The organism is Rhodococcus sp. ENV425 (assembly GCF_002887785.1).
GTDB lineage: Bacteria > Actinomycetota > Actinomycetes > Mycobacteriales > Mycobacteriaceae > Rhodococcus > Rhodococcus aetherivorans.
This window is the reverse complement of record NZ_PCZU01000020.1, coordinates 26,642-53,536: the sequence shown is the minus strand read 5'-3', so window position 1 is coordinate 53,536 and position 26,895 is coordinate 26,642. Positions and strand designations below refer to the sequence as shown.

Genomic DNA, 26,895 nt, shown 5'->3' with positions numbered 1-26,895 from the left:
CGGCTACGACCCCGAGATCGTCCAGCAGCTGGGTGGGCACTCGCTGCGAGCCGGGTTCGTCACCCAGGCCTTCCGGAACGGCGCCTCCGCGCACGCGATCATGCGCCAGACCGGACACACCACCCCCGCCATGCTCGAAACCTATGCCCGCGAACACGCACCCCTCCTCGGGAACGCCGTCACCAACCTGGGCTTGTAGGGATGGGTGCAGTTACAGAGCGACGCAACGAATCCGGCGAAACAGGACCTGGTCTGCGGGTCCCGGCGCGGTACCGGCACGACTGGGCGCTGTTCGCCGACTGGTGCACCGCCACCGACCACCGGCCCATCCCCGCCACCCCCGACGCGCTGGCGCTGTTCCTCCGCGAGCACCCGGCGGCGCCCGCGACCTTGCGGCGGCGGGTGTCGGCGATCAACACCGTCCATGCCCGCCACGGCCACCCGGCGCCCGGCCGCAGCGAGTCCGTCCGGTGCCGGCTGGATGCCGTCCGCGCCGCCCGGCTCGATCGGCTCGCCCCGCTCCTGCTGCGAAAGGCAGCGGAGCTGCCGGCCATCGGCTGGCCGAGCGGGCTGTTCGGCCGCCGCGACGCGCTCCTGCTCGTCCTCGCCGCGACCGGGATGCCGTTCGCGCAGCTGTCCCGGCTGCGCCGCGGCGATGTCACCGTCGACGCCGGCACCCTCGTCGCCACCACCGACGGCGGGGAACGGTTCCGTCTGGCACCGGAGCCCGGCACCGGCGCGAGCGCGGCGGTGGGGGTGTACCGCAGGTGGGCCGAGGTCCAGGCATTCCTGGACGCGTATCCGAACACCGACCTGCTCGCGCAGCACCTGACCGACCCGGTCGAGGTGGAGCAGGGCGTGCTCACCGACCGGCAGGCCCGGCAACCCCTGTTGTCCCCGATCGACCGCTGGGGACACCTGCCTCTGATACCGCAACCGATGACGGCCCAGTCCGTCGCTGCGCTGGTCCGCGACCACCTGGCCGGCCGAGTCCCGGCCCGCACCCCCCTGCCCCTGCGCAAGCCGGGGGAGCGGGACGACGCTTCGCACCTCTCGCTCGACACTGAGATAGAGCTCGATCCGCACTACTACGAACGGGGTATTGCAGCCCGCCGCCACGCCCGCGCTAGCCTCAACGGTCTCACCGATGTCGTCGGCGAGATCGAAGCCCGCGCCGACGCGCTGCTCGAGGAGCTGCTCACCGTGCTGGACGGGCTGTGATCGGCCGCTCTTCTGCTGATTCCGGCCAGGGACCGTGGGGTGGAGGTGGCTGCGGCACAGTTCGGCTGTTCCTGTACTAGCGCAACTTCGATTTGGCCGTCACCGGACAGGTGTTCGACCGGCGGTCCTGGCCAATTCTCATGCCTACTCTCACATCACCTTATCGCCACACAGGTCGCAACCCGGATCCCGGCGATGCTTGATGAGGTTCGTCACGCGGTTTCGGGGAAACACATAAACGTCGAGATGGTCGGCTTCCTCCTCGTGTAGCTGAGTTATGGTGAGCATGAAGTCAGTGACCGCTTGACTGGCTGTCATGGCGTTTAAAGAGATCACACTGGCGGCCGGGACGCCTTCCACATATCGGGCAGCATCGCGCTCGAGCTCCGGATGCATGTCGATGGCCAACTCGGTTGAATCGATGAGATTGTTGCACCACATGCACCCTTCTCCGGGGATGAGCAGTCGCGTTGCGACATGCACCCGACCGATGGCACCATCGCCAGCCACAGGAATCTTGACACCTAGTTGAGTCCCAGGGATCAAGTACTCCTCAACCAAGGTTGTGACCACATGCCGAGCTGCGTGGCTGTCGGCGGCGAGAAATATCCAGTCGCACTGGGCGACTGCGGCCCATGCCACGGGGCTTTCGATGCGAGACCTGAGCGGCAACGCATAGATGTTCGGGTTGGCGCGTCGGGCGTTGCGTACGCCCAGCTCAACCTTCGCAGTTCCTATGTCGGATACGTCGGCTCCCACTAGGCGTGGGACGTTAGATTCCTCAATGAGCTCGGGTTCGACCAAGACCAGGCTGCCAACTCCCAGCCGAGCCAGCATTTCTGTGAGAAGGCTGCCGACGCCGCCCTGGCCGATGACCGCAATTCGCATCTTGCGGAAACACTCTTGCCCCGCGTCTCCGAACAGCCGCGCCTGACGGTCGTACTGCGCGTCACTGACGCTGGTTGGGGCCGGCTTGGGACGCAACCGCATGAAGTTCCCGCTCGGGACGACGACCTCCGCCAAAGATGTCCGAGTTCCATCGGAGAGCCAGAGGTCACCTGCCGCGGCATACGGCGTGCATACGACTCCGCCGACAGGCTGGCCGGTGATCTGACGAAGCGCCGGGTAGCCTCGGCGGTGGCTGGCCAGGTCCACCCCAGAAAACTCGACTTGAGTGGTCCCGCGGTGATTGTGGAACGCCAGGTAAGCGAGCCCAAGCCGGCGTGCATGCAGGGCCGCGTCGCGCACGAAGGGCGCGGCTAGCGCTCTGTATCCGTACTCACCTGCGACGTAGTCGACGCCGTCGGTGGCAAGAAGGACGTGCTCGGCAAGAAGGCGCGGACCACGGGGGCCGGCGGCGACCCGCGCCAGGACAACGGCGCCATGCTCGTCACCATCGGTAAAAAGGTGGTCGGCAAGGACCGTCCAGTCCCGGGGACGGAAAGTGAGACTCCATCCCTGCGCAGGCGGATTTACTGGTCGGCGAACCATGTAAGCACCTTCTGCGCCTTCAGGGCCGCCGTGTCGAGATGCGGATTCCATCGGTTCGAACGGCGGGACAATTGCAGGGCATCCCGCCCTTGCCAGCTCACAGGCTGCACCGCGGGGCCGTGGGGGGCACCATCAACCCGGGAGACGCGGGCCAGATAGTGGGGATAGACGTCACTTCTGGGGTATGCGGAATTGATCTGAAAACCCAGCCAGGACGTCGACGGTGAGTACTGGTCACCGACAAAGACGTTGTCCACGATTACGTGCACGCCGCCGGACCCGTCCGGGAGCACTTCAACGGCGTGACCGTCGAAGTGCTCCCGAATCGCGGCAACGGCCATCTCAAGGGCGCTCATAGTCTACGAGTTGTCGTCCGGGGCAACCGCGATGAAGTCCATGTTCGGGTGGACCTTGACCACGTCGTCGTCGCCGATCGTCTCATAATGGTTGCCGTGTTGGACGGACAGGACGAACCCGAGCTCGATGGTGACGCCCTGGGCGATCGCTGCCGCCTTGATCTCGTGACCGGTGTGGTCGCCCTTGGCGATCCTCACATCCGAGGAGTTCACCTGGATGGTGATCTCCTTTACGCCGTCTGGGCGGCTGGCGGCCCCGTGCGCGTCGCCCGGTTCCCCGTGTTCCTGGTCGGTTACAGTCATGGCCGAAGCCTCCTTGTCGTGGCTTGGTGATGGCGCGTCTCGGCTCCAATCGGCCGCGCCATCACCGTACTTTTAGGTGTGATTTTCTGCACCTAACTGGTTCAACGTTTTGAGTATATACCATGTTGGTATAGAGTTGCGATGTGAGGCAGGGGTGTGGAGATCGGCTTCGACCGTCAGAGCCAGGCGGCGTTGTTCAATGACACGGCCCGTCTGCGGCGCAAGTACGGGCCCGAAAGGGCGCGCAAGATCGAGTTGCGACTTGCGCAGATCGACGCGGCACAGAACCTCCAACAACTGTGCAGCCTTCCCCAGGCTCGTTGCCACCAGCTCACCGCAGACCGCTGCGAACAGTTCTCACTCGATCTTGACGGCCCCTACCGTCTGATCGTCGAAGTGGCTGACGAACCCGTCCCCAGACTCCTCGACGGAGGAATCGACCGTTGCCACGTCACTCGGCTCTGGGTCGTTGAGGTCACCGACACGCACTAGTAACCGAAAGGAGGGCATGGTCATGGCAGCCAGCACCCGTCAGCGCAAGTGGCATCCTTATCAACCGACGAGTGTCCCCGTACCAGGTGAGACCCTACGAGAGACTCTCGAAGCTTTGGAGATGAGCCAGAGCAAACTGGCAGCTCGTACCGGACTCACGCTTAAGCACATCAACCAAATCGTGCAGGGCAATGCCGCGATCAGCCCTGACACCGCTGTTGCATTTGAGCGTGCCACCGGAGTGGACGCCCAGATTTGGAATGCGCTAGAGACGCGCTATCAGGACCACCAGATCCGAGCCAACGAGGTCGAGGTGCTCGAATCCCACAGGCAATGGCTGGAGCAAATGCCGCTCGTAGCCCTCCGCAAGCTCGGGTATGTCACCGCGGACAAGCGCAGGCCGGGCGTGCAACTCCAGGAGGCGTTGAAGTTCTTTGGCGTGGCCAATATCCAGACGTGGGACAGCTACTGGAAGGAGCCGGCAGCCGCCTTCCTGCAGTCCTCAGCTTTCACAGCCGACGCCGGGGCGGTTGCGGCATGGTTGCGGATAGGCGAGCTCGCGGCAGCGGAAGTCGAATGCGAGCCCTTTGATCGAGCGGGCCTCAAGGCAGCTCTGCCATCACTTCGACGTCTCACCGTGAAGGATCCTCGTGAGTTCCTTCCGGAGTTGCGGTCAATCTGCGCCTCTGTCGGTGTATGCGTCGTGCTTGTAAGGGAGGTGCCAGGCGCGCGGGCTAGCGGCGTGTCGCGGTTCCTCTCGCCCAGCAAGGCTCTGATCCAACTCAGCAATCGTGGCAAGCGAAACGACAAATTTTGGTTCGCGTTTTTCCATGAAGTCGCCCACCTCGTGTTGCACAGCAAGAAAGAGACATTCGTTGAATTCGAGAAAGGCAGCACTGGCACTCCAGAAATCGAGCGAGAGGCGAATGACTTTGCAGCAAGGCTCTTGATTCCAGCACAGTACGACATTGATCTAGAAGCTATCCAGACATCGTCAGATGCTGTCGCTCTAGCCGATCGGATCGGTGTCGCCGCGGGCATCGTGGCTGGACGCATCCAACGGGACAGACAGGAGTGGACTTTCGGGGTAGCAGCGGGCCTCTTTCGAAAGTATGAGATCGTCCACGAATAGCGGGTACTTTGTAGGCAGAAGAACGCTGTCTACCTGCTGCGATGTCGCCGCGAAGTTGCGTGCCTGAAGGCGCAGTATGTCCCCTAGGCGGGAGTCTGCGCTTGACCTCGGCCTTCCTGCGCACCCTGCGACGACGGCGACGTTGCGTATTTCGTCGCATTCCGGCATCCCGCCCCGGCTCGCGCCAATTGGGCACCAGAGCAGACATCATGACTTGGAACCGCTTGCCCAAAGTACGGTAACGCAGGTGAAGACCTCATGCCGCTCTACCTGAGCGGAGCATTTCGCTGCATCAGAGGGACGGATTCAGGCGGCCAGCGCAACACCTGCGGTCAGTTCGTCGAGTATCGCACAGGGCTGTCTCCACCCCCAGCACCTTCCGGGGGCGGAGATCGAGAAACACTGAACTCCAACGAGGTCATCGTCGGTGACCGCGTTGAAGCTCATTCCCCTGGATAGAAATCCTGGATACGTTCATGTTCTCGTTGCTGCCCCGCTTCCCTGGTGAACGCGGATTGCAAAGAACGCTCGACACCCAGTGGACTCGGTGAATGTGAAGTGGAACGCCATCTCCTGACCGTGATCCCAGGTGATCGTGCGGACTAACTCCAACGGCAGATCTGCGATCATCCGTTGCAGCGTCTCCAGAAGTGCCGTGCTCACCCGGCGTCCTGGCAGACCACCGACCAGCACGTATTTACCGTTCGACAAGCGTCACGATCGCGGAATTATCCGGTCCGACAATGACATAAGCCTTCCAATGCGCCGGCGCCGTGCAGTCCTTGACCTCCGCCGGCCGGTCCGTCACCCGCGACCCCTCCAGCCACGGCCGCTTGGTGCGGGCCGGCAACTCCAACCGTGACGTCCGTGCCATAAGGCCGGTGCGCAGCGGCTTGGACACTGCCAGCTCGTGCCACAACGGCTCCCGTGCCGTCTTCTTACAACGCCTGGTAGATCGACTCGTGCGACATCTGCATCTTCGGCTGGTCCGGGAACAGGATCATCGGCTCCGCCGACACCTGCTCGGGCGAGTACTTCAGGTTCAGCAGGTCCACGACCTGGCCGCGAAGCTGCGAGTCGTCCAGCTTGCGGTGCCGGAACCCTGTCCGGACAGTTAACGCCGGGTAGTGGCCGACCTCGGCGTCGTAGTGCCGCCGACCGAGTCCGTGACGGTATGCGCACGGATCTCCCGGGACACCGTCGACGGTGAGACTGGGGGTGGGTTCTAGTCAACGTTGCAACACTCCGGGTGGTTGAATCATCCGCGCTGAGCTGACCATCGTCGACGACATCGGCATGCTGCCATCCGGCAGGCCGCCCCCGAGGCGTTCTACCGCCTCGTCGATGTCACCTACGAACGGCGCAGCGTGGCGGTGACCTGCCCCTCCGGGTTCGACATCCTCATGCCCAGGACCCTCGCCACCGCCGCGGTCAACCGACTGCTGCACCACGCCCGTGCCGTGATCACCGAAGGCCCCTCGCTGCGGTTGAGCGAGGTCACCGCCGGACGCGGAGTGGTGCGTTGACCTGACCTTGAGGGAGATCACCCTGACCGCGGACAGGGGATCAGCTGTCGGAGGCAGGGAGGTCACCTGTCCGCCTGCAAGGACGCCCTCCTATCCCTTGACAAACAGGTTCGAGAGCCTCCGACAGACCCGGGGCGATTCACATTTTGAACCGCAGGCATGATCGATTGCGAACTGTCCGGGTGTCTGCCAGTGCCTCCTGCAACGATCAGCGCAGCCGCCACCAACAAGGGAGAAGATGTGGGACCAGCCGCGGTGCAGACCGCACGACTGATCCAGAATGCGATCTGGAATACAGCAGACCGCTACCTGCGAAGTGTGGTCGAACCGGAGGACTACGGCGACTACATCATCCCCTTCACCGTGCTGCGCCGTCTCGAGTGCATCCTCGCCGACACTAAACCGGCCGTGCTGGAGTTCCTCGCGGACACCAAGCTGTCAGGGCCGATGCTGGATATGACCATCCAGCACAAGTTCGGACTCCACTTCTACAACACCTCGAAACTCGACTTAGGTGTCATCGCCGCGACGGACGACAAGGTCCTTGAGTCATTGAAGGTGTACGTCGACTCGTTCTCGGATTCGATCCGTGACATCTGGACCCATTTCAAGATCATCGACCGGGCGGAGACTCTCGCCGAGTCCGGTCGGCTGTGGGGTGTGGTCAAGCACTTTTCCACTCTCGACATGCACCCTGATCGGCTCACCGACACCGCGATGGGCGACATCTTCGAAGATGTCATGTACCGGGCATTCAACACTAAGGGCAAGGGCGCGGGCGCATTCTACACCCCACGTGACGCGATCCGGCTGATGGTCGATGTGCTGTTCAATTCCGACGACGACGGCCTCACCGGCTCCTACCCGACCCGCTCCATCTACGACCCCACGGCAGGAACAGGAGGGATGCTGCTCGTGGCCGCACGAGCCTTGAGGGAACTCAACCCGAACATCGACGTCGGTCTCTACGGTCAGGAACTCATGCCGTCGGCCTACGCTATTGGCAAGGCCGACCTCCTGATCCAGGGCGGCCGCCCGGACGCCGTCCGGCTCGGCAACACCTTGCTCCAGGACCTCTACGGTGACCAGACCTTCGATTACATCCTGTCTAATCCGCCGTTCGGCAGCGACTGGTCCGTTGATCGCAGGGCGGTAGAGGAGCAGGCGAAGATGCCCGGCTCCCGGTTCAACCACGGCGTCCCGCCCGTCTCCGACGGGCAGATGCTGTTCCTCGCTCACTGCGCCTCCAAGCTCCGCCCCGCCGGCCCTGGTGGCGCCGGAGGCCGCGCCGCGGTCGTTTCCAACGGCTCCCCGCTGTTTACCGGCGGCCCGGGGTCCGGTCCGGACAACATCCGCGCCTGGCTCCTCACATCAGACCTGGTTGATGCGATCATCGCGCTTCCCACCAACATGTTCTACGGCACCGGGATCGCCACCTACGTGTGGATCCTGGACACCAACAAGGAACCCCACCGGAAGGGCAAGATCCAGCTCATCGACGGCACCAGTTCCTGGCACCCCATGATCAAGGGCATGGGTGACAAGCGCCGCGAAATGACTCCGGAGGATCGAGATGTGGTCCTCGACGCCTATCGCGCGTTCGAGAACTCCGAGATCTCCAAGATCGTCACAGCCGACGACCTCGGTTACCGCGACGTGCCTGTCTATCGCCGCCGGCAGCTCGCCATACACATCACCGACCAAGCCGTCGAACAAATTCTGACCCATAAGGACGCCACTCCAGCCCACGAGTTCGTCGTCCGCAACCTCGAAGGCCCCTGGAACGACCTCCCCAACACGATCAAAACCATCGCCAAGCAGCACGGCACCCGGGTCACGACCGGACTGATCGACGCGATCATGAACGCGTTGGCCGTCGACGACGAGAACGCGCCGACCGCCATGGACCGCAGAGGAAAGCCCGTCCTGGTCGACGGCTCCAAGGTCACCGAACGCATCCCATTGTCAGAGGACGTCACCGAGCACATGAAACGCGACGTGCTGCCCTTCGCTCCCGACGTGGCCTGGGACGAGGGGGCGGCGAAGATTGGCTACGAGATCCCCTTCACGCGCCTGTTCTACAAGCCAACAGCTCTGCGGAGCTTGGACGAAATCGACGCCGATGTGTTTGCGGTGATGCGGTCGCTAGGCGAGAAGTTCAAGGCGGTGCATGGCGAATGAGTGATTGGTTGGAGAATCTGCCATCGACTTGGCAGAGGCGCCCTGCGTGGACTGTTTTCGCCGAGCGGGGGGAGAAGGCTAAGCCTGCTGATGAGCACCTGACCCCTTCCCAGCAGTACGGCGTACTCCCGCAAAGGGAGTACATGGAGATCACGGGAAATAGGGTCGTGTTGAACCTGGCCGGTGCAGACAATATGAAGGCTGTTCGGCCGGGTGACTTCATCATCCACCTGAGAAGCTTTCAGGGTGGGATCGAACTGTCCGAGATTAGCGGCAAGGTCAGCACTGCCTACACGGTGCTCACGCCGTCTGCCTCGCCGCTGAATCATGGTTACTACCGCCATCTCCTAAAATCGGGAATCTTCATCGAGCAGCTCGTGAACCTGACCGGCCAGTTGAGAGATGGTCAGTCGATCAACTATGCGCGGTTCTCTCGGTTGATCCTGCCTTTCCCTCCCCTCACAGACCAATGCCGTATTGCGGACTTCCTGGACCGAGAGACGGCGGAGATTGACGCGATGGACGTCGAACTCGACCGGCTCATCGAAGCCCTGCGCGAACGTCGCAGGGCGGTCCTCCGGACCGCGGTGCTTGGTGGTGAGCTCGCGGCGGACGCCTCGGATTGGCTGAGTAACCTGCCCGCCGATTGGGGTCGGGTCCCGGCATGGGCGATATTCCGTGAACGTGGAGAGAAGTCCGGACCAGACGATCAGCATCTCACCCCCTCTCAGACATACGGCGTACTTCCGCAATCTGAGTACATGGAGATCACTGGAAATCGGGTGGTCCTCAACCTCACAGGTGCCGACAACATGAAAGCCGTTCGTCCCGGCGACTTCATCATTCACTTGCGAAGCTTTCAGGGCGGGATCGAGCTGTCCCGGGTTTCAGGGAAGGTCAGCAATGCTTACACGGTGTTGGTTCCCGCAGTAGAGATCGAAAACGGCTATTTCCGGTACCTCTTGAAGACCGATTTTTTCATCGAGCAGCTGGTAAATCTGACCGACCAGCTCCGGGACGGCCAATCCATCAACTACGTCCGTTTTTCTCGGTTGAGACTCCCTCTCCCTCCCATGGGCGAGCAACACCGCATCGCGGCCGAGCTGGACCAGCACACTGCGCGTATTGACGACATGATCGCCGACGCGAACCGTCTCAAGGCCCTCCTCGCGGAGCGCCGCTCCACCCTGATCAACGAATTCGTCACCGGAGCCATGGAGGTCTCGGCGTGAGCAAGGCACAGATCATGGAGGCGGAGTTCGAGGCCAACATTTGTGAATCCTTGTCGGCTTCTGGCTGGCTGTATTCCGGCGGCACGGCGGTTGATCCGGAGTGGGATCCTGCTTTGGCTTTGCACAAGACCGACGTGCTGTGGTGGCTCGCCGAGCGATACCCGAAGCAGTACAACAATGCCGTCCCCGAGGCACTGACCGGTGTAGGTAGGCAGCAGGCTGAACAGCAGCTCCTCAAGCGACTCGCCGCCATCCTTGCCACGAAACCCGTGGTCGATCCGAACACTTTCAAGGAGCGGGGCGGGTTACTGGGAGTGGTGCGCACCGGCTTCGACTATGTTGCTTCGGGCCGGCCGGCGGCGAAGTTCGGATCCCTAGTCGAGTTCCCGCCCGAGAATCCGCTCCTCACAGGATCCGTCGAGTGGTCCCAGAAGAACCGGCTCCGGGTGCTGCGACAGGTCCGATTCGACCCCGGCAAGAACTCGACCATTGACCTGGTGCTGCTGGTCAACGGCCTTCCGGTCATCACGATGGAGCTGAAGACCGACCACACCCAGCAAGCAGCGAACGCGGTAGAGCAATACCGCAAGGACCGGATGCCGACGAAGATCACCCCGCTGCTGCAACCTGGCCGCTGCCTGGTCCACTTCGTGGTGTCGAACCGACATGTGCTCATGACCACCGCTCTCAAAGGCCCGGAGACGCGGTTCATCCCGTTTGATAAGGGCAACAATGGGCACGCCGGCAACGCTCCCTCCGACACCGGATCCCCCACCGACTACCTATGGCGCAAAGTCCTCACCCCGGCATCACTGATCAGGGTGCTGAACAGCTTCGCCATGCGCGAAAGCAACGGCACGCTCGTCTTCCCCCGTTACCACCAGCTGCGGGCCGTGGAGAAGGTCACCGCCCACGTCACACAAAACTCCGCCGGGGGCCGGTACCTGATCTGGCACTCCGCGGGCTCCGGCAAGACCAAGACCATCGCCTGGCTAGCCCACCGACTCGGTCGCCTCCACGACCACGCCGGGGAGAAGGTGTTCGATTCCGTCATCGTCATCTCCGACCGGCGCATCCTCGACGAGCAGCTCCGCCGCGCCGTGAACCTGCTGAGCGCGTCCGCCGGCTACGTCGTCGGCATCACCGACAAGACCGGCTCCAAGTCGTCTCAGCTCCGCGACGCACTCACGGAGGGCGATCACATCATCACCGTGACGCTGCAGTCATTCCCCGAGGCATTGAAGATCATCAATGGCGACGAAGGATTGAAACGGCGCCGCTGGTGCGTCATCGCTGACGAGGCCCACTCCTCACAAACCGGAGATGCCGCATCCGACCTGCGCAAACTCCTCGCTGCCACCCCGGAGGTAGACCCGGATGATGCAGAGCAGGGGTTCACCACCGACGATCTGCTGCTCGCACAGGACTCGGCGGTCGCAACCGCAGTGAACATGACGTTCGTAGCATTAACGGCGACCCCGAAACACCGCACGCTCAGGTTGTTCGGCACGAAGACCGATCGGGGTTGGGAGGCATTCGACACCTACACGATGGCCCAGGCCATCGAGGAAGGCTTCATCCTCGACGTGCTCAAGCGCTACTCCACCTACGACATGTTTGCCCGGGTCCGGGACAACATGACCGGTGAAGAGACCAGCGAACAGAAGGTCGACCAGTCCAAGGCCATCTCCTCGATCGTCCGGTTCGTCAGGCTGCATCGCATCGCGATTGCGCAGAAGGTCGAAATCGTCATCGAACACTTCCGCACCAACGTCGCCGGGTCCCTCGGCGGACGGGCGAAGGCCATGGTCGTCACTGGCTCCCGTCAGGAGGCGGTGCGCTGGTCGAACGCCATGAACGACTATCTCAAGGAGAAGGGCTACCACGACATCCAGGCACTGGTGGCGTTCTCCGGCACCATCACCGTCGATGGGCAAGAGTACACCGAGCCCGCAATGACCGGGATTTCGGAGAAGGCACTGCCGCACTATTTCCGCGATACCGACGAGGCCAGGGTGCTGATCGTGGCCGACAAGTACCAAACCGGCTACGACGAGCCACTGTTGTGCGCCATGTACGTCGACAAGAAGCTCTCCGGCATCGCCGCCGTCCAGACGCTGTCGAGGTTGAACCGCATCGCGCCGGACAAGCCACTGCCGATCGTGGTCGACTTCGTCAACGACCCCGCCACCATCCAGAACGCGTTCGCCACCTACTACTCCGATGCCTACATCTCGCAGGAGACCGACCCGAACGCTCTGTTCAACCTGGCAGACAAGCTCGATCTTGCCGGCTACTACGACACCGACGAGCTCTACAGCATCTCTCAGGCATACCTGGATGGGGCGGGCGGTGAAGTAATCGCGAACACACTGGCTCCGGTGGTGAACCGCTGGAACCAGGTTCTTCAAGCCGCGACTGACAAGCAGTCGAGGGATGAGGTGTTAGCGTTCCGTTCGGACGCCCGGGCGTACCGGCACGCATGGGACTTCCTGTCCCAGATCGTCGACTACCAGGACCCTGTGCTGCATCGCCGCGCCATCGTCGCCGGGCTACTGGTGCGCAACCTCCACACCGACGCCCTAATCGAGACGATCGACACCTCCAGCATCGAACTCACCGGTCTGGCGATCGTCGGCCAAGGCATCGACGAGGACCACTCCATTACCACGCCGGACAGCATGGACCTGAAAGCCCCCAGCTACGACGGGAGCCGGGGCGGTGCCGGCCAGACCCGCGAGCAGATCGCGTTGTGGGAGGCTGTCGAAGAGGTCAACAAGCTGTTCGCGGCCAGCGGTCTTGACCTCGCTAACGGTTCAGGGGAGGCGTGGACTCGCGCCGTGTGGGGGGTCCTCACCGATGACGCCGAGATCCAGGCCATGTCAGCCGAGAACACCGACGAACAGCTGAAAGCGTCCCCAAAGTTCAAGGACAAGGTGACCGGCGCGGTTGTCGCAGTGGCCAACGACTCAACCGCCATGACCGAAGCCGCCATGGGCAACCCCGAACTGTACGAGGGTCTGGTTGAGCTGCTCGCGAAAGTCACTGCGATCGTGCATGGCGAGGACGCTGCCTGAAGGGGAACCGTCGAGCGGTGCCGTCGCCCGGACCTCTGCTGCGCCGATGCCTCCGACTCCCACGCCGAGTATCGATGTAGAGATCGCGCGGACGGACCCGCAGATCCAGAAGAGTGTTGTCTCGTCAGCCGCTACCTCAACCGAACCCTGCCGCCAGTCGTGACGTGGTCGGTGGCCCCCATTAGGTCAGATGATCCGAGTCGCCGTCCAACCTTGGCTGGTAGAGACGTCAGGACTCGATGTGAGATTCTTGAGAATTCCCCGCAGGGCTGCGGTCGCTGCCGGCCAGCCAGGAGAAAGATTACATATTTCGTAAGAGTTCGTGAGAGACCAGGACTTGTTGTCGCCAAAAGTTTGAATTTCGGCGATCAGGTCCATCGAAGGCTGGTCTCCGTCAAACACCGCGCCGATGATGATCCGCACATTTTCACGAACCGGAAGCAATCGCAGCACGACGGCCGCTCCCCATGGGTCTGGCTCCGGACCCTCGTTGTAGTCCCAATCAACTTCAACCGCTTGACGGCGCGGATCCAGAATTTCATTAAATTTAGGCTCCCAGTCCGGGGGCGATTCGAGACGGACTGTGTCATCGAATCGAATGCTAGGGAAGTACGTACGGATCTCCCATCGGAGGGTTTCAATGAACGCCCCCTTCGTCTGCTTATACAATTCAACTTTGTTGAAGAGGTTTTCCCACTTGTTCGTAATTTCTTTCCCACGATGATAGTCGGCGCGGGGTTGAATTTGCCCTGGATTCATCCGAAGCCAAGCAACAAGTTCTTTCCCAAACTTCCTTGCGGTGGGACGCCTATTGGGGGCGTTGGAGGTGGCGTCCTGTATCAGGCGGTCAAGTTCGCGACCTGCTGGGCCGAAGTACGGCGCAAGGGAGTATGCCCAGTCTCCGGTCGCGTTCATTTCCCCTTGTGGTGGGTACAAGATCTTTTCGACCGGCCCCTTTGTACATGCGGCTTGGTACTCTGCAAGGGACCACATCGTTTTGGTCAACGAGTACACGTCGGCTGCGTACCATGCCATGTTGTCTGTAACATTCAAAGCTTCGGGTGCAAGGAAGGCGAACGGTCCAATCTTAGCGAGTTCCTGGGTTTCGAACGTCTGACCTTCCCATTCTGCGATCCCGAAGTCGCCGAAGACAGCTGAACCATCGTGCCAGAAAAGATTGTCGGGCTTAATGTCACGATGAAATACACGAGGGGCATTCTCGTGAAGTTGACCGAGCGTTTCTGCAAGGTGGGCGAATGCCTGGACCAACTCATTGACGCTTACCGTTCGTAGATGCTCAGCGAGGGGGGTTGCCTTGGGCATTACAAACCACTTGGGCCTGTGACCGCTGTCCCGTGCTATTAGGGGGAGGATGCCAGGCCGGCGGCCAAGCTTCCTGAGGACCTGGACTTCATCGGCGAACCGCCTTTGAGGCCCAATTCCGTATGGCGCGAGTTTCGCGACAGCCGTGTCGCCGTTCTTGTCCTTCACCCACCAAACAAATTCCTTATAGCGCGTTATTCTGTCGACCAGCGTCCATCGCTCGCCGATTATGTCTCCTGCGTTCCATTTAGATTCGTTTGCCACTGTGAGACCGTATCGCGGGACGACATTACTCGAGGCGGAAGCCTGCCTCGGAAGGCTTTGAAACAAGCGCGGGTAGCGTTACGGCCATTAGGTTGACATAAGGTAGATTATCGGCGTTTCGTGTCATGTTGTGACACAGCGGTTTTCGTGGGATATCGCGCAGTCTCGTGGGAACGAGGTGTGCGCGAGCGCACATGCACGGGCCCGTCGGTGCCGGCGCGGCGGCGGCGTTGTCGGTGGGCGCATCCCGCGGACCGGTCGGGTCCGCGGGCCGGCGTTGCCAGCTGGCAACGCCGAGGCGGGCGCTACGCATGCGCCGTCGTTCGCCAGGCTGCACCTCCACGTTCCGTCACCGTGACAGAACTTCATGCTTGATTACCTGTTGCTGCGCAGCGGATCCGGACGCCGCCAGTTAATGATGGATAACCGTGCTTATCCATCATGGTCGGCCGGAGCTCGTCGGCGGTACTTCTCCTCGCAGCGCCCTGATCGACACCGCCGCGCACGTCAGTACCGGGCGCCGAATCGGCGGGGCGAAAATGGCCCCCCTTGATCGCGGCCCCGGGCACGGACTCGGGGGCCGGCGGCACGAGCTTGCAGCGTCGCGCGGGCGTGATGGTTCGACTCCCGGTGCTACCCAGCCGTGGGCAGGTACGGGCAGGAAACCTCACGGCGTCGGTGTCCGTTCGGTAGAGTTTTCGTGTCATCGTCATCCCCCTGCACGGTGACCGAAACCCCGCCGGAGTTGCCCCCCAAACTCTCTCCGGCGGGGTTTCTCAGTTCGATCTCGACCGAGCGTGCCACACTGCAGGGCGGCCGGTTCGGACTGCGCCGTGCAGGGGGTTGCGCAGTACGGGCCGGCCCTTCTCGTCTTCCGTCCCCGACGTCCCGTCCGCGCTTCCGCTCACGGAACTGGATCATCCACGGACCAGGGAGGGCGGCGGTGTCCCCGACGGAATGGGCCGACGCATGCTGCCGAAAGCATGCGTGCATTGCATGCGCGCTACGCATGCAACCTTGCGTCGCGATGGGCCGAGCCTCTAGTTCGACACCACCGCCTCGGGTCTGCGCACTCGGTAGGCGCTTGTTCCGCTTGTGGTCGAGGTCCTCGGCCCAACCCGCAGCACAGGCGCGTTCGTATTCCCTCGGGATCCCTGTGCGTGCGTGTCCAGCATCTTCGACCGGAGCTCACGGGCGGCACCCCTACTCCCCCGGCTCCACGCTGCGTCGCAGGCAGGGCCCTCAGTCCTGATCGTCCAGCGATGCGAAACGAACGTCCCGCCAGAATTCGCACAGCAGGGCCAACGACCTGTGCTGGTCCCATTCCCGCAGCGCCGCCACATACCGGGCATGTTGGGCGGTGTCGCGTTCGACGCTGAGTTCGAGGACGGGAAAGTCCAGCCGCCGCATGGCTTCGGCGACCATCACCCGGACCGCTCGGCCGTTGAAATCCTCGAACGGATGCACATGCAGTGCCTGAGCCTCCAGGTAGGCGAGGGCTTCGAGTTGAAGCTCGACGTCGCCGGCGCAGTAGTCGAGCCGGCCGGTGAAGCTGTGGAACAGCTCCCGCATCTCCCGGTCTACATGGATGTGTTCCGGCGGATAGTGGCCTCCCACCCGGACCGGCTTCCTGCGCCACCGGCCGGCGATGTCGGGCATCACGTCGATCAGGATCCGGCGATGGAACTCGCGGAGCAGATCCACGTCCATCGCCTCGTCGGCGAAGTGACCGGAGGCCACCTCGTCGAGCAGCCGGCGCAGCGGCTCGGCGATCAGATCGGCGACCTCGTGGTAGGTCTTCGTACCGAACAGCGTCTCGAACTGGCGGGTGCTGCCGGTATCGACCGGCTCCGCCGACTCACCCACCGGCAACCGCTGCTGCGCGGGTCCGTGCGTGCACGATCAGTGCGAGCCCAGCATGGCGCGCTGGCGGTGCCGTGCCTGCTCGATCCACCGGTCGGAGACCGGCTCGCCTTCCATCGCCATGCTGTGGATCACGTGATCGACCACGGCGGCGCGCCGCCGATAGACCTTCTCCTCGGTGGGCAGCGCACGCCACCGAGCGACCAGTGCCCGAACGTCGTGTGTGGTCACGGCGTGCTCCCTTCCGTCTCGATCCGGTCCGTTGTCCTCCATGATGGCAGCCGGTGGCGACAGCGAGCAATCGAGACGGGCTCTGCCGGCCTGCGGACGTATGCGTCCCGCGGCACCGTCGGCGCCGTGGTGTAGGCACAGCTGGACGACGAGACGGCGGATGTGCCTGTCGCGTCCACCGAGGTAGGGGGATCTCATGGTTGTGCCGCTCATCTTCAATGTGCTCGGAATCGTGGCTGCGCTCTTTTGTGCGCACCGGTCCTATCGCCGTTACGGCCGCCCGGTTCGGGCGCTGGTGGCCGGCGTCGGAGGGCTTCTTGTTCTTCCGCTGATCGTCGTGGTGGCGGTCGCGGCGGCTGCCCCGCGGGCATCGCGTATCGGGTAGTGGAACGACGGGTAATCGCAGTTCAGGATGCATTTCGTGTGCAGTGATCGGGTAAAATTGATCTTGAAACGTTCCCGGAATCGGGGGGAGCTCCGCCCAGGGTCGGGCGCAGTCGAGGAGGTCGCGTGGCGGACGAGAACGCCAACCAGGACACGTTCGGAACCGAGGATCAGGGAGGACACAGTGGCACCGCAGAGCGAGGAATTCAGGGCGCAGGTCGAGGGAATCGACCTGACGATCGCGGCCGAGACCAGGCGAATCCTGGTCGAGTGGCTGGGAATCGACCCGGCGACCGAGCAGGAGCAGATCGACCGGGAAGCTCTACGCCTGCAGCAGATGACCGAGGACGCGGCCGAGCAGTTCGAGCAGGCGACCCCGACGGTCCCGGACGCGACGTACCAGGACGCGGTACGCGCCAAGGAAACAGCGTGGCGGGCAGCGCGGGAGATGGTGCTGGAAGGCGAGCTGTATCCGCAGGTGACACCCGAGATCCGAGAGGACTGGGAGCGATTCGAGGAGTGGGCCGAGCAGGAAGCCGAGAAGGACTGGGAAGCGGCCCGGACAGCGCAGGACCCGGATCGCTGGCGGACGCAGAACGTGCGGCCGAACCCGACCGCGGTGCGGGTCGTCGAGCGAGTATGGCTGGCGAAGCCGGCATGGTTCCGGGCGTTGGCGCAGGCCCTGATCGCACAGCGGATCGAGGACAACCAGCCGGTGCCGATGACCTCCCGCGACCGGTTGGCGGACGAGTTGGCGGAGCTGATCGAGGACGAGATGCTGCGCAACCCGCCGCAGGACCCGGATCTGCCGTTCTGATCCAGGCGCAGTGGGCGCAGGTCCGCAACGAATTCGTAGACCTGGAGCTGCTGGGACGCAAGCTCACCAAGAGCCTGGGCGCAGCGAACAAAGCTCTGGAGACTGCGCAGGAACGTGGCCTCGATCGTGGCGTCGAGGCCAACAGTCAGCGCGTCACCACGCTCACCGAACAACTCGAACGGCTCCGTGGGCAGTGGCGGGAGCTGCGGGCGCAGGAGAACCGGCTGCGCAACGAGCTGCACGCCCTGGGCATCGACCCGGAGGCTGTTCCCAAGCAGACGGTGCGCGAGGTCGCGGCCGCGCAGCCGGCCTGGCGTGAGCATCCCGCGACCGAGCGGCAGCTGCGGACCCTTGAGCGTCTGGCAGCGGAGACGAACGTGCCGTTCGTGCTCGACGAGGGCATCACCAAAGGTCAGGCCCATGATCTGATCGCGGCGATTCTGGCCGGCAACCTGCCGCTGGCGCAGTTCACCGACCGTCCCGCGGGGCCGATGTTCCTCCCGGCCGCGGCACCGGCCGAGCCGACACCGCAGGCCCCGGCCGCTGCCGAGGTGTCCCGGAGCGAGGAACCGCAGGTCGAGCAGGCTCGGCAGCCGCGGCCGCGGATCGATCCGCTGGCCGAGGTCGAGCGCCGGTTGCTCGAGACCCTGGCCGAGCCGGACGCCGACGCCGATGCCGCCGCGAACCCGCAGGTCAACACCGCCGCGCAGTTCCTGTCGTGGGCGGATGGGCATTTCAAGGTCAAGGCCCAGGTCGCCCTGGCCGATCTGATGGCCGATCGGGACTCGCTCACCGACGAGATGTTCCTGGTGTGCCGGGCGATCCTGGCCGATCCGAAACGCTGGGGCGAACTCGGGCACCGCGCCGCCGAGGCGTACTGGCAGGCCCGCACCGGCGAGCCGGTGCAGCATCCGGTCACCGCCGAAACCGTCGACACGATCGTCGACGCCCGCGCCAGCGAGGACCGCGCGATCGAGGAGGACTTCCTCGACACCACCCAGCACGTTTTGGACGCGCAGGAACCGGCCGAGCTGGAGACCCCTGCCCAGCGCAGCGAGCACGTCGAGGCGGTGCAGGACGGCATCGACCAGGCCGCCACGGTCGAGGTCGAGCAGTGGTGGGCGCGGGGCCGCGCCGCCTACGACCCGGCCGACCCGCTGACCCTGCCGCAGCCGGACACCGATCCGCAGGTCGCCGCCGCGCTCGAGGCGGTGCGCAGCCGCAAGGCCCGCGACGAGATCCGCGCCCAGTGGTTCGCCGGGGTCGAGCAGGGACGCCGCGAGGCCACCGCCGAGGAACGCCACGCTCTGGTCGCCGAGGTCGCCGTGGATCCGAGGCTCATCGCCACGGTCGAGGGCCGGCGCCCGGACTACCTGCCGGCCGTGGCCCGTTCCGAGGCCCAGCGCCTGATCGCCGAAGCCGCCCGCGAGGCATCACCGCTGCGGCAGGCCGCAGCGAAGGTTCTGCTCGAGCATCACCCGCTGCCGGCCGAGCTGTACGAGCGGGCCTACGCCGAATGGGACCGCATCCACGGCCCCGAGCTGACCTGGGATCAGGACACCGCCGCGGAGTGGACGGCGTGGATGACCAGGCACGCCCGACGGGATCCGCTGCTCGGATCGTGGGCCGGACTGCCGATGCACACGCGCACCCCGATCATCGAAATCGGCATCGAGACCGCGTTCGAGGTCATGGCCGAGGAACGCCCCGATCTCGTCGCCGCCACCGCGGGCATTCCCCCCGAGCGTCTCGTTGCGGAGATGCGCGGGAACATCATCCCGAACCTGCCCCCACCCGAGCCGTCCGATCTTGCCGCTCTGTTCGGTGACGGGGCCGCATACTGCGCCTTGCGGTTGAACGACCGCCCGAACAGCAAAGTCAGCTACTTCCCGATCCGGGGCTGGGATTACACCCTCGACGGGGGCGGCACCTCCGTCACCTGCGGCCGCAATGCACGGGCGGCGATCGGTGCGCTGCTCGACGCACGCACCATCGAGATCCCGGAGTGGATCGAACGTGCCTACCGGCCCTACGCCCAGGCCCGCGCCACCGTGCTGACCAGGGCGATCGCCTACGCCCGGAACAACGAGTTCTACCACGCTGCCGCCCGTGCGGACCTGCTGTGGAAGTACAACGAAACAGGCACCTTCGTGGCCGCCCACTCGCTCATCAAGGACGTGCGCCAGGGCATCATCGACCAGCTGCGCAGCGATTTCCCGGCCGAGACCGCACTGCTCGACAGCTACGGCATCGATCTGGACTGGACCCTCGACAACGACGTGGACTCGAAGGTCCTGCGTGACATTCGGGCAGCCGGGGACGACCTCTACAGCCTCACCCCCACCGACCTGACCTTCGCCGGGGCGGGAGATGTGGTCCTCGGTGACCCCGACGGCCGACACGTCACAATCCGCTCCGGGTGGGCACCGAACAGCAGCGAGCACATCACCTACGTCGATGGCCAGCCCCGGCCCGAGCTGACGATGCGGGACGCGATCGCCGACGCCCGCGCCGTGCTCGCCGCCGAACGCGACGGCGAGCAGCTCGACCCGGACCACACCGCCGAGACCGAAGCCCAGCTCGACACCGACACCGACACCGAGACAGAGGCCGAGGCAGAACCGCAGGTTAGTGAGGAGGCCGAACCGCACTCCCCTCGAGTCGTAGCGCCTGCGATCGACGACGCAGACGCGGTGATCTTCGAAGAGGTCGAATCGGCTCCCACCGAGCCATCGGACCCGGCCCCTGCCGCCCCTGCCGCCGATGCGCCCGCGACCTCGTGGGTGCTCACCGATCCCCTGATGGTCGGCCACATCGGGCCGGTCGCCGCGCCGACCCCGGCCCCTGAACCTGCCACGACCACCGACGCGACCCCAGCACCGGACGCGGGGACGACCGCCGAGCCGGACACCGCCACCCCGACCGACGAGGCGGCGCAGAGCGCCCCGGCCCCGGACACCAACGAGCTGGTCGTTCCGGAAACCGGGTACGGCGAACCGGCCCCAGATGCCGCGGCCGCAGCACAGCCCGCCGATGACCAGCCACGACCCGGGGCCACCGCCGCGGCAGTGCGCGCAGTGCCGCCGACCGTCGATGCGCAGGACTTCACCCTCGGCACCGAAGTATTGGTCCCGTCCGGGGCGAAGGCCCGGGCACGGGCGAACATCGCCGCCCTGCGTCTGGTGCGCCAGCTCGACGAGCAGCAGCGACCGGCCACCGCCGACGAGCAGGCTGTGCTGGCGCAGTGGTCCGGCTGGGGAGCGATCCCGGAGGTCTTCGACAACCGCGTGAAGATCCTCGCGCAGTGGGGCGACGAGCACGCCGCCCTGCTCGATCTGCTCGGGGACAAGGGCTTCGCCCAGGCCCGCCAGACCACCCTCAACGCCCACTACACCGACCCGGCGATCGTCGCCGAACTGTGGCGGGCGGCGGCGCGGGCCGGACTGCCCGACGGCGCCCTGGTGCTCGAACCGGGCTGCGGGGCCGGTCATTTCGTCGGCACTGCCCCGGCATCGGTGCGCATGGTCGGCGTCGAGATCGAGCCGATCAGCGCGAAGATCGCGCACTACCTGTATCCCTCGCAGCAGATCCGCAACCACGGCTTCGAACGCAACTTCGCCCCCGCCGGCACCTTCACCGGGGCGATCGGCAACGTCCCGTTCGGCAAGTTCGCGCCCGTCGATCCGATCCACAACCCGGGCGGTCTGGCGATCCACAACCACTTCATCGCCAAATCCCTCGACCTGACCGCGCCCGGTGGCTACGTCGCCGTGGTGACGAGCATGTTCACCTCGGACGCCAAACGCGCCGAACAGCGCGCCGTGATCACCGCGAAGGGTGATCTGATCGGTGCGGTGCGTCTGCCCACCGGCGCGTTCGACCGGCAGGCCGGCACCGACGTGGTCACCGACGTGCTCATCTTCCGCCGCCGCGAGGACGGAGCCACCCCCACCGAGGACACCCTCGACTGGGCACAGCCCGCCGTCCAGGTCGAAGCAGTCGACGCCAAGACCGGCGAGACCACGCGGACCTGGATCAACCCGTACTTCGCGAAGTACCCGCAGCGGGTGCTGGGCACCCTCACCGTCGGGGGCGGCATGTACGCCGGGTCGTCGCTGCGCGTTGTGCCTGCCACCGGCCGGCCCCTGGCCGAGCAACTGCGTACCCAGCTCGACCCGCTCATCGACCAGGCCCTCGAACGCGGACTCGGGTTCACCGCCCCGGCCCCCGACCCGGCGCAGTTCGAAGCGTTCACCACGCCGGGGCTGCGCACCGGAACAGGTCTCGACTCCAACGAGGTGCTGCCCGGCACGATGCGATTCCACGAGACCGAGAATCGCTTCGAGCAGTTCACCCTCGGCCGCGGCTGGGCCGAGGTCAGCTGCCGCGGCAAAGACCTCGCCGAGCAGTGGAAGGTGCTCATCGCCCTGGGTGAGACGGTGATGGAGCTGGCCGAGGCCAGCCGCTCCCGCACGCATACCGTCGCCGACCGCGACGTGATCCGCGGGCGCCTGGGCGTTCTCTACGACCGCTATGTGGCCACGTGGGGGCCGCTGAACCGCTTCAAGCTCACCGACCCGACCCCGCTGTCGGAGGCGAAGATCGCCGCTCGCCTGGACAAGGCGATCACCGAGTGGCGGATCAAGACCGGCCGCGACGAGGCTATTGCCGACGGTCTCGACCCGACGCAGGCCGGCCCCTACACCGGGTCGATTCCCGACGAGGTGCTCGAGGAGCTGCGCGAGAAGACGGCCGAGCAGCCGCAGCCGCGGCGGTATTCCGCGCATCTGCAGGGCGCGATCGCCCGCGATCCGCGGCTGGGCATGGTGCTGGCGATCGAGAAGTTCCAGTCGCGCTTCGACGGCACCGAGGCGGTGGCGACCAAGACGGCGATCTTCACCGAGGACACCACCCCGTTCAAGGACAAGGCCACCGGCGCCGCCGACCTCGACGAGGCGTTGGCGATCTGCTTCGACGAGCTCGGACACATCGCCCCGCACCGGGTCGCCGAGCTGTTGAACCTGCCTGTCGAGGACGCCCTCGACCAGGCCCAGGGTCGGATCTATCCGTCCCTGCACGCCGACGACCAGTGGGAACTCGCCACCGTCGCGCTGTCCGGGCAGGTCCGCGACAAACTCGCCCTCGCCCAGGTCAAAGCGGCCACCGATCCCCGCTACGCCCCGCTGGTGCAGGCCCTGGAATCGGTGGTGCCGGCGGATGTGGACCCCGCCGACATCGGGGTGCGCATCGGCGCGACCTGGGTGCCGATCGAGGACTACCGGGCGTTCCTGATCCAGGAGTTCGGGCTGCGCCCGGACCGGCTCACCGTCGAGCACGACGCGATCAGCGGCAGCTGGGAGATCTCCACCGACCAGAAAAGCCGCCACGAGTTCTCCGGCGGCTATCCCGACAAGTACGGCACCGGCCGGCTGCCCGGGGTGAAGATGTTCGAGCTGCTCGCCAACAACAAACCGATCCAGGTCAACAAGACCGCCGACGAGCTCGACCGCTCCCCCAAGCCGCGGTTCCACGTCAAGCTCACCGAGCAGGCGCAGGCCTCGGCCGCGGCCTTGCAGGAGCGGTTCGAGAAGTGGCTGTGGGAGGACGGCGACCGCTATCTGCGCCTGGCCCGCATCTTCAACGAGCGCTACAACTCGTTCGTCAAACCGGTCCACGACGGACGCAGCAAGACCTTCCCCGGCCTGAACCCGAAATACACGCCCTACGACTACCAGGCCGCCGCGGTGCAGCGGTTCCTGCACGACGAGACGATCCTGCTCGACCACGTGGTCGGAGCCGGCAAGACCCTGACGATCACCGCCTCGTGCATGGAAGCCAAACGCCTCGGCCAGATCCGGCAGCCGTGGATCGTGGTGCCCAATCACCTGCTCGGGCAGTGGTCGGTCGAGGCCCGCGACGCCTACCCGAACGCCAACATCCTCGTCGCCTCCGAACTCGACGGGCGCGATGACCGGCAACGCTTCGTCGGGCAGAGCGCCGTCGGGGACTGGGATCTGGTGATCGTGCCGCAGTCGGTGTTCAGTCGCATCGCCATGCGCCGCGAAGCGCAGATCGACTACCTCGAAAGCGAACTCGCCGAACTACGGCAGGCTCTCGACGCCGCCAACAGTCAAGGCGCGGAGTTCACGGTCAAGCAGATCGAGAACGCGATCAAGGCCGCCGAAGGCCGCATCGAGAAGCTCATCGACGCCAAGGCCACCGACGACGGGCTGACCTTCGAACAGTCCGGGGCCGACTTTTTGTTCATCGACGAGGCCCACGACTACAAGAACCTCACCCGCCCGTCCAACAGCGCCGACCTGTCGGTGCCGACCGGCTCCCAGCGCGCCACCGACCTGGAGATGAAAGCCAAGTACCTGCGCGAGCAGGCCCGCGCCCGGGGCGCCGAGCAGGGCATGCCGCACGCCCCGACCAAAGCGATCGCCTTCGCCACCGGCACCCCGATCACCAACTCGCTGTCGGAAATCTGGGTGATGACCAAGTACCTGCGCCCGGACCTGCTGCACCAGGCCGGCCTCGGGCGCATCGACAACTGGGCGGGCACCTTCGCCAAGCCGGTGTCGGTGCCGGAGATGAACACCACCGCCACCCGCATCCAGATGAAAACCCGCATGGCCGAATACGCCAACGTCCCGCAGCTGGTGGCGATGCTCGACCAGTTCCGCGACGTGGTGACCTCCGATCGCATCCCGGTGCGTCTGCCCGTCCTCGAGGGCGGGACACCGAAGATCGTGGAGTTCGACATGGGCCAGGACTCGATCGACGCGATGGCCGATCTCGATGTGCGTATGTCCCAGATCCAGGGCGATCGGATGGACCTGGACAACAGCCTCAAGATCGCCACCGACGGACGGAATCTGACGATGTACCCGTCGCTGGCGAACCTGGGCGCACCGGACCCGCAGCACAGCCGGGTCGAGCACGCCGCCGATCTGATCTGGCAGGTCCACACCGAGAACGCCGACCTGCACATCCCGGCGGACAAGTACGGCCCCGAGATGACCGGGGTGTTCCAGCTGGTGTTCTGCGACCGCGGCACCCCCAAGGCCGGAGCCGGCCCCAAGGCCCGCAACCTCTACACCGAGCTGCGCGACGCCCTGATCGCTCGGGGCATGAAACCCGAAGAAATCGCGTTCATGCACGACTACGAGGGCCCCAAAGCCAAAGCGAGGCTGGTCGAAGCGTGTGCGGACGGGCGGATCCGGGTGCTGCTCACCTCCACCAAGAAGGGCGGCACCGGCCTGAACGTCCAGCGGGCGCTCAAGCAGATGATCAACCTCGACCCGGCGTGGACCGCCGCCGACATGGAACAACGCCTCGGCCGCATCATCCGCCAGGGCAACGTCCACCAGAGCGTCCGCGTGGTCAACATGGTCGCCCGCCGCTCCTACGACGCGATGATGTACCAGTACGTGGCCCGCAAATCGAACTTCGTCGCCATGATCCGCAAGGCCGACGTGCCGCCCACGATGGAAGACCTCGGCGGCGACCTGACGGTCTCGTGGGCGCAGAGCAAGGCCGCCGCCACCGGCGATCCGGTCTTCGTCGCGCAGGTCGAGGCCGACCAGAAGGTCGCCGAACTCGAAGCTCGCCGCGACGCCGTCCTGAACGCCAATGCCGCCCGCAGCGCCGCGATCCGGGCCTTGAGCAAGTCCATTTCCACCGACGAGACCCGGCTGCCCGACGTCCGGGCGATGGTCGACAAGCTCGCCGCCTGGAACAGCATCGACGACCGCGCCACGAAGATGTGGCACTTCCCCCACGCCGCGATCCCCGACTCGGAGACCGCCGATCTGGCCGACGCGCTGCGAGGATCGTTGATCCGGCTCGAGGAGGAGGTGACCCGCAGCAACGACGAGGTGGTCTTCGGGGCCATAGGCGGCGTGCCCCTCGAACTCGGCTACACCCAGGTCCTGGGCCAGTTCTACGTCTGTGTCGGCGAGGAGATCGCCTGGTACGACCGCGATCGGTTCCTCAACGCGGTCGAGAAAGCCAGTGGGGCGCAGGGGATGCTGACCACCCTCCGCAATCTCGCCGAGAAGGCCACCCGGCAGGTGCCGATCATCGAAGCGCGGATCGAACACAACCGGGGCCGGCTCGCCGACGCCGAGGCCGAACCGGAACTCGCCTTCACCGCCACGGCCGAACTCGAGGCCGCGAAACTGCGGGCCGAAGAGCTACGGCTCGAGGTCAACGCCCGCGAGAACTCCCCCGACGCCCTACGCCGAGCCCGCGACGACCGAGAGCGTCGGGCCGCCGACGGGCAGTACCCGCAGTGGACCCTCGACCTGAACCCCACCGATGCGTGGGCCGAACACCGCGGCATGAGCAAGGCCGACCTCATCGCCTCGGTCCCGGCCCGCATGGCCGCCGCCCGGCAGGAATGGCTCGACGGCGCCGAGCAGCGCGAAGCCAGCCGCAAGGCCGACCCGTGGGTGGCCCTCGACGAGACCGAAGCGAGCTGGCAGTACGGCTTCGACGCCGGCACCGGCCGGCCCGGTGCCCGAGTGTACTGGGACGACCGGCAATGGCAGCTCGAAGCCTGGGACGGGGACGGCGCGCTCGACCGGGAAGCCGTCAACACCCGAAGCGAGGCATTCAGCCTCGGCACCCGCGTGGTCGAACAGTTCGCCGCCGACCGGCAGATCCCCCGCGAGGCGATCCACCAGGCCGGCCTCGAGCGCCGCGAACGCCTCGACAACGCCGCGTCCCCCACGACGGTGGAACCGACCGCCGCGGTGGTCGAACCCGCCGACGCGATCGTGGAGCCGACCGAGACGGTCAGCGCCGCCACCGGCACCTTCGAGCTCGATGACACGCTCGCACACGGATTGCGTGCCGCAGGCGACGTTCGCCCACTGCACAAGTTCAATCCCCACGGCACGCGGCCGCAACAGCAGCAGCACATCGACCCGATGCAGCAGTACGAAGCCGAATACGGAGGCGGGTACGAGGAAGACGGCCGCGCCGTCTGACCGCGT

16 protein-coding genes and 1 pseudogene are annotated in these 26,895 nt (G+C 65.1%); 11 read left to right on the top strand and 6 right to left on the bottom strand.

The features are described 5' to 3' along the window. Together CQZ88_RS30150 and CQZ88_RS01110 are read left to right on the top strand one after the other, a co-directional pair. Positions 1-199, top strand: a pseudogene (locus CQZ88_RS30150) (integrase); the annotation flags it as partial. 2 nt (positions 200-201) lie between these two features. Beyond that, positions 202-1,221, top strand: coding sequence for a hypothetical protein (locus CQZ88_RS01110; protein ID WP_102799119.1), 1,020 nt, complete (start codon positions 202-204; stop codon positions 1,219-1,221). Positions 1,222-1,371: 150 nt separating this feature from the next. Here the strand turns inward: CQZ88_RS01110 and CQZ88_RS01105 are convergent, their stop codons facing one another. The 3 genes from CQZ88_RS01105 to CQZ88_RS01095 are packed head-to-tail and all read right to left on the bottom strand — an operon-like array spanning position 1,372 to position 3,371. Beyond that, the gene (locus CQZ88_RS01105) at positions 1,372-2,712 is read right to left on the bottom strand and encodes a ThiF family adenylyltransferase (RefSeq protein ID WP_102799118.1); all 1,341 of its coding nucleotides are present in this window, start codon (positions 2,710-2,712) and stop codon (positions 1,372-1,374) included. Then, complete coding sequence (locus CQZ88_RS01100; RefSeq protein WP_102799117.1) at positions 2,694-3,068, bottom strand: hypothetical protein; 375 nt, start codon at positions 3,066-3,068, stop codon at positions 2,694-2,696. Before CQZ88_RS01100 ends, CQZ88_RS01105 begins: the two co-directional genes overlap by 19 nt. Positions 3,069-3,071: 3 nt before the next feature. Continuing rightward, the gene (locus tag CQZ88_RS01095; RefSeq protein WP_102799116.1) at positions 3,072-3,371 is read right to left on the bottom strand and encodes a multiubiquitin domain-containing protein; all 300 of its coding nucleotides are present in this window, start codon (positions 3,369-3,371) and stop codon (positions 3,072-3,074) included. A gap of 156 nt (positions 3,372-3,527) precedes the next feature. On the opposite strand from CQZ88_RS01095, the gene CQZ88_RS01090 reads away from it, so the two are divergent. The 6 genes from CQZ88_RS01090 to CQZ88_RS01060 all read left to right on the top strand — a co-directional run bounded on the left by CQZ88_RS01090 (position 3,528) and on the right by CQZ88_RS01060 (position 13,011). Continuing rightward, entirely contained in the window at positions 3,528-3,863 is a 336-nt protein-coding gene (locus CQZ88_RS01090) for a type II toxin-antitoxin system RelE/ParE family toxin (RefSeq protein WP_102799115.1), read from the top strand. A 22-nt stretch (positions 3,864-3,885) separates the two neighbouring features. Further along, positions 3,886-4,995, top strand: coding sequence for a HigA family addiction module antitoxin (locus CQZ88_RS01085; RefSeq protein ID WP_180986917.1), 1,110 nt, complete (start codon positions 3,886-3,888; stop codon positions 4,993-4,995). 1,304 nt (positions 4,996-6,299) lie between these two features. Continuing rightward, positions 6,300-6,521 carry an ATP-binding protein gene (locus CQZ88_RS01075; protein ID WP_308410764.1) on the top strand — a complete coding sequence of 74 codons (222 nt, stop codon included), beginning with the start codon at positions 6,300-6,302 and terminating at the stop codon, positions 6,519-6,521. Between the two features lie 255 nt (positions 6,522-6,776). After that, positions 6,777-8,702, top strand: a complete 1,926-nt coding sequence (locus CQZ88_RS01070; protein ID WP_102799123.1) for a class I SAM-dependent DNA methyltransferase — start codon at positions 6,777-6,779, stop codon at positions 8,700-8,702. Further along, a complete protein-coding gene (locus CQZ88_RS01065; protein ID WP_102799112.1) occupies positions 8,699-9,934 on the top strand; it encodes a restriction endonuclease subunit S in 1,236 nt (411 codons plus the stop codon). Before CQZ88_RS01070 ends, CQZ88_RS01065 begins: the two co-directional genes overlap by 4 nt. Beyond that, positions 9,931-13,011, top strand: coding sequence for a type I restriction endonuclease subunit R (locus CQZ88_RS01060; protein ID WP_258008403.1), 3,081 nt, complete (start codon positions 9,931-9,933; stop codon positions 13,009-13,011). The genes CQZ88_RS01065 and CQZ88_RS01060 overlap by 4 nt, the downstream gene beginning before the upstream one ends. 186 nt (positions 13,012-13,197) lie before the next feature. On the opposite strand, the gene CQZ88_RS01055 is transcribed toward CQZ88_RS01060, so the two are convergent. The 3 genes from CQZ88_RS01055 to CQZ88_RS01045 form a co-directional block, all read right to left on the bottom strand. Continuing rightward, positions 13,198-14,598 (bottom strand): protein kinase, encoded by a 1,401-nt coding sequence (locus CQZ88_RS01055; RefSeq protein WP_180986915.1) that lies wholly within the window; start codon positions 14,596-14,598, stop codon positions 13,198-13,200. 1,242 nt (positions 14,599-15,840) lie between these two features. Then, positions 15,841-16,464 carry a Fic family protein gene (locus CQZ88_RS01050; protein WP_102799110.1) on the bottom strand — a complete coding sequence of 208 codons (624 nt, stop codon included), beginning with the start codon at positions 16,462-16,464 and terminating at the stop codon, positions 15,841-15,843. A gap of 36 nt (positions 16,465-16,500) precedes the next feature. Then, positions 16,501-16,692: a hypothetical protein gene (locus tag CQZ88_RS01045; RefSeq protein ID WP_010596690.1), complete on the bottom strand. Its 192-nt coding sequence runs from the start codon at positions 16,690-16,692 to the stop codon at positions 16,501-16,503. A 196-nt stretch (positions 16,693-16,888) separates the two neighbouring features. On the opposite strand from CQZ88_RS01045, the gene CQZ88_RS01040 reads away from it, so the two are divergent. The 3 genes from CQZ88_RS01040 (at position 16,889) to CQZ88_RS01030 (ending at position 26,889) form a co-directional block, all read left to right on the top strand. After that, positions 16,889-17,077: a hypothetical protein gene (locus CQZ88_RS01040; protein WP_180986914.1), complete on the top strand. Its 189-nt coding sequence runs from the start codon at positions 16,889-16,891 to the stop codon at positions 17,075-17,077. A 183-nt stretch (positions 17,078-17,260) separates the two neighbouring features. After that, a complete protein-coding gene (locus CQZ88_RS01035) occupies positions 17,261-17,893 on the top strand; it encodes a hypothetical protein (protein ID WP_102799109.1) in 633 nt (210 codons plus the stop codon). A 281-nt stretch (positions 17,894-18,174) separates the two neighbouring features. Beyond that, on the top strand, positions 18,175-26,889 hold the full coding sequence (locus tag CQZ88_RS01030; RefSeq protein ID WP_258008402.1) for a helicase-related protein: 8,715 nt from the start codon (positions 18,175-18,177) through the stop codon (positions 26,887-26,889). Positions 26,890-26,895: the final 6 nt, after the last annotated feature.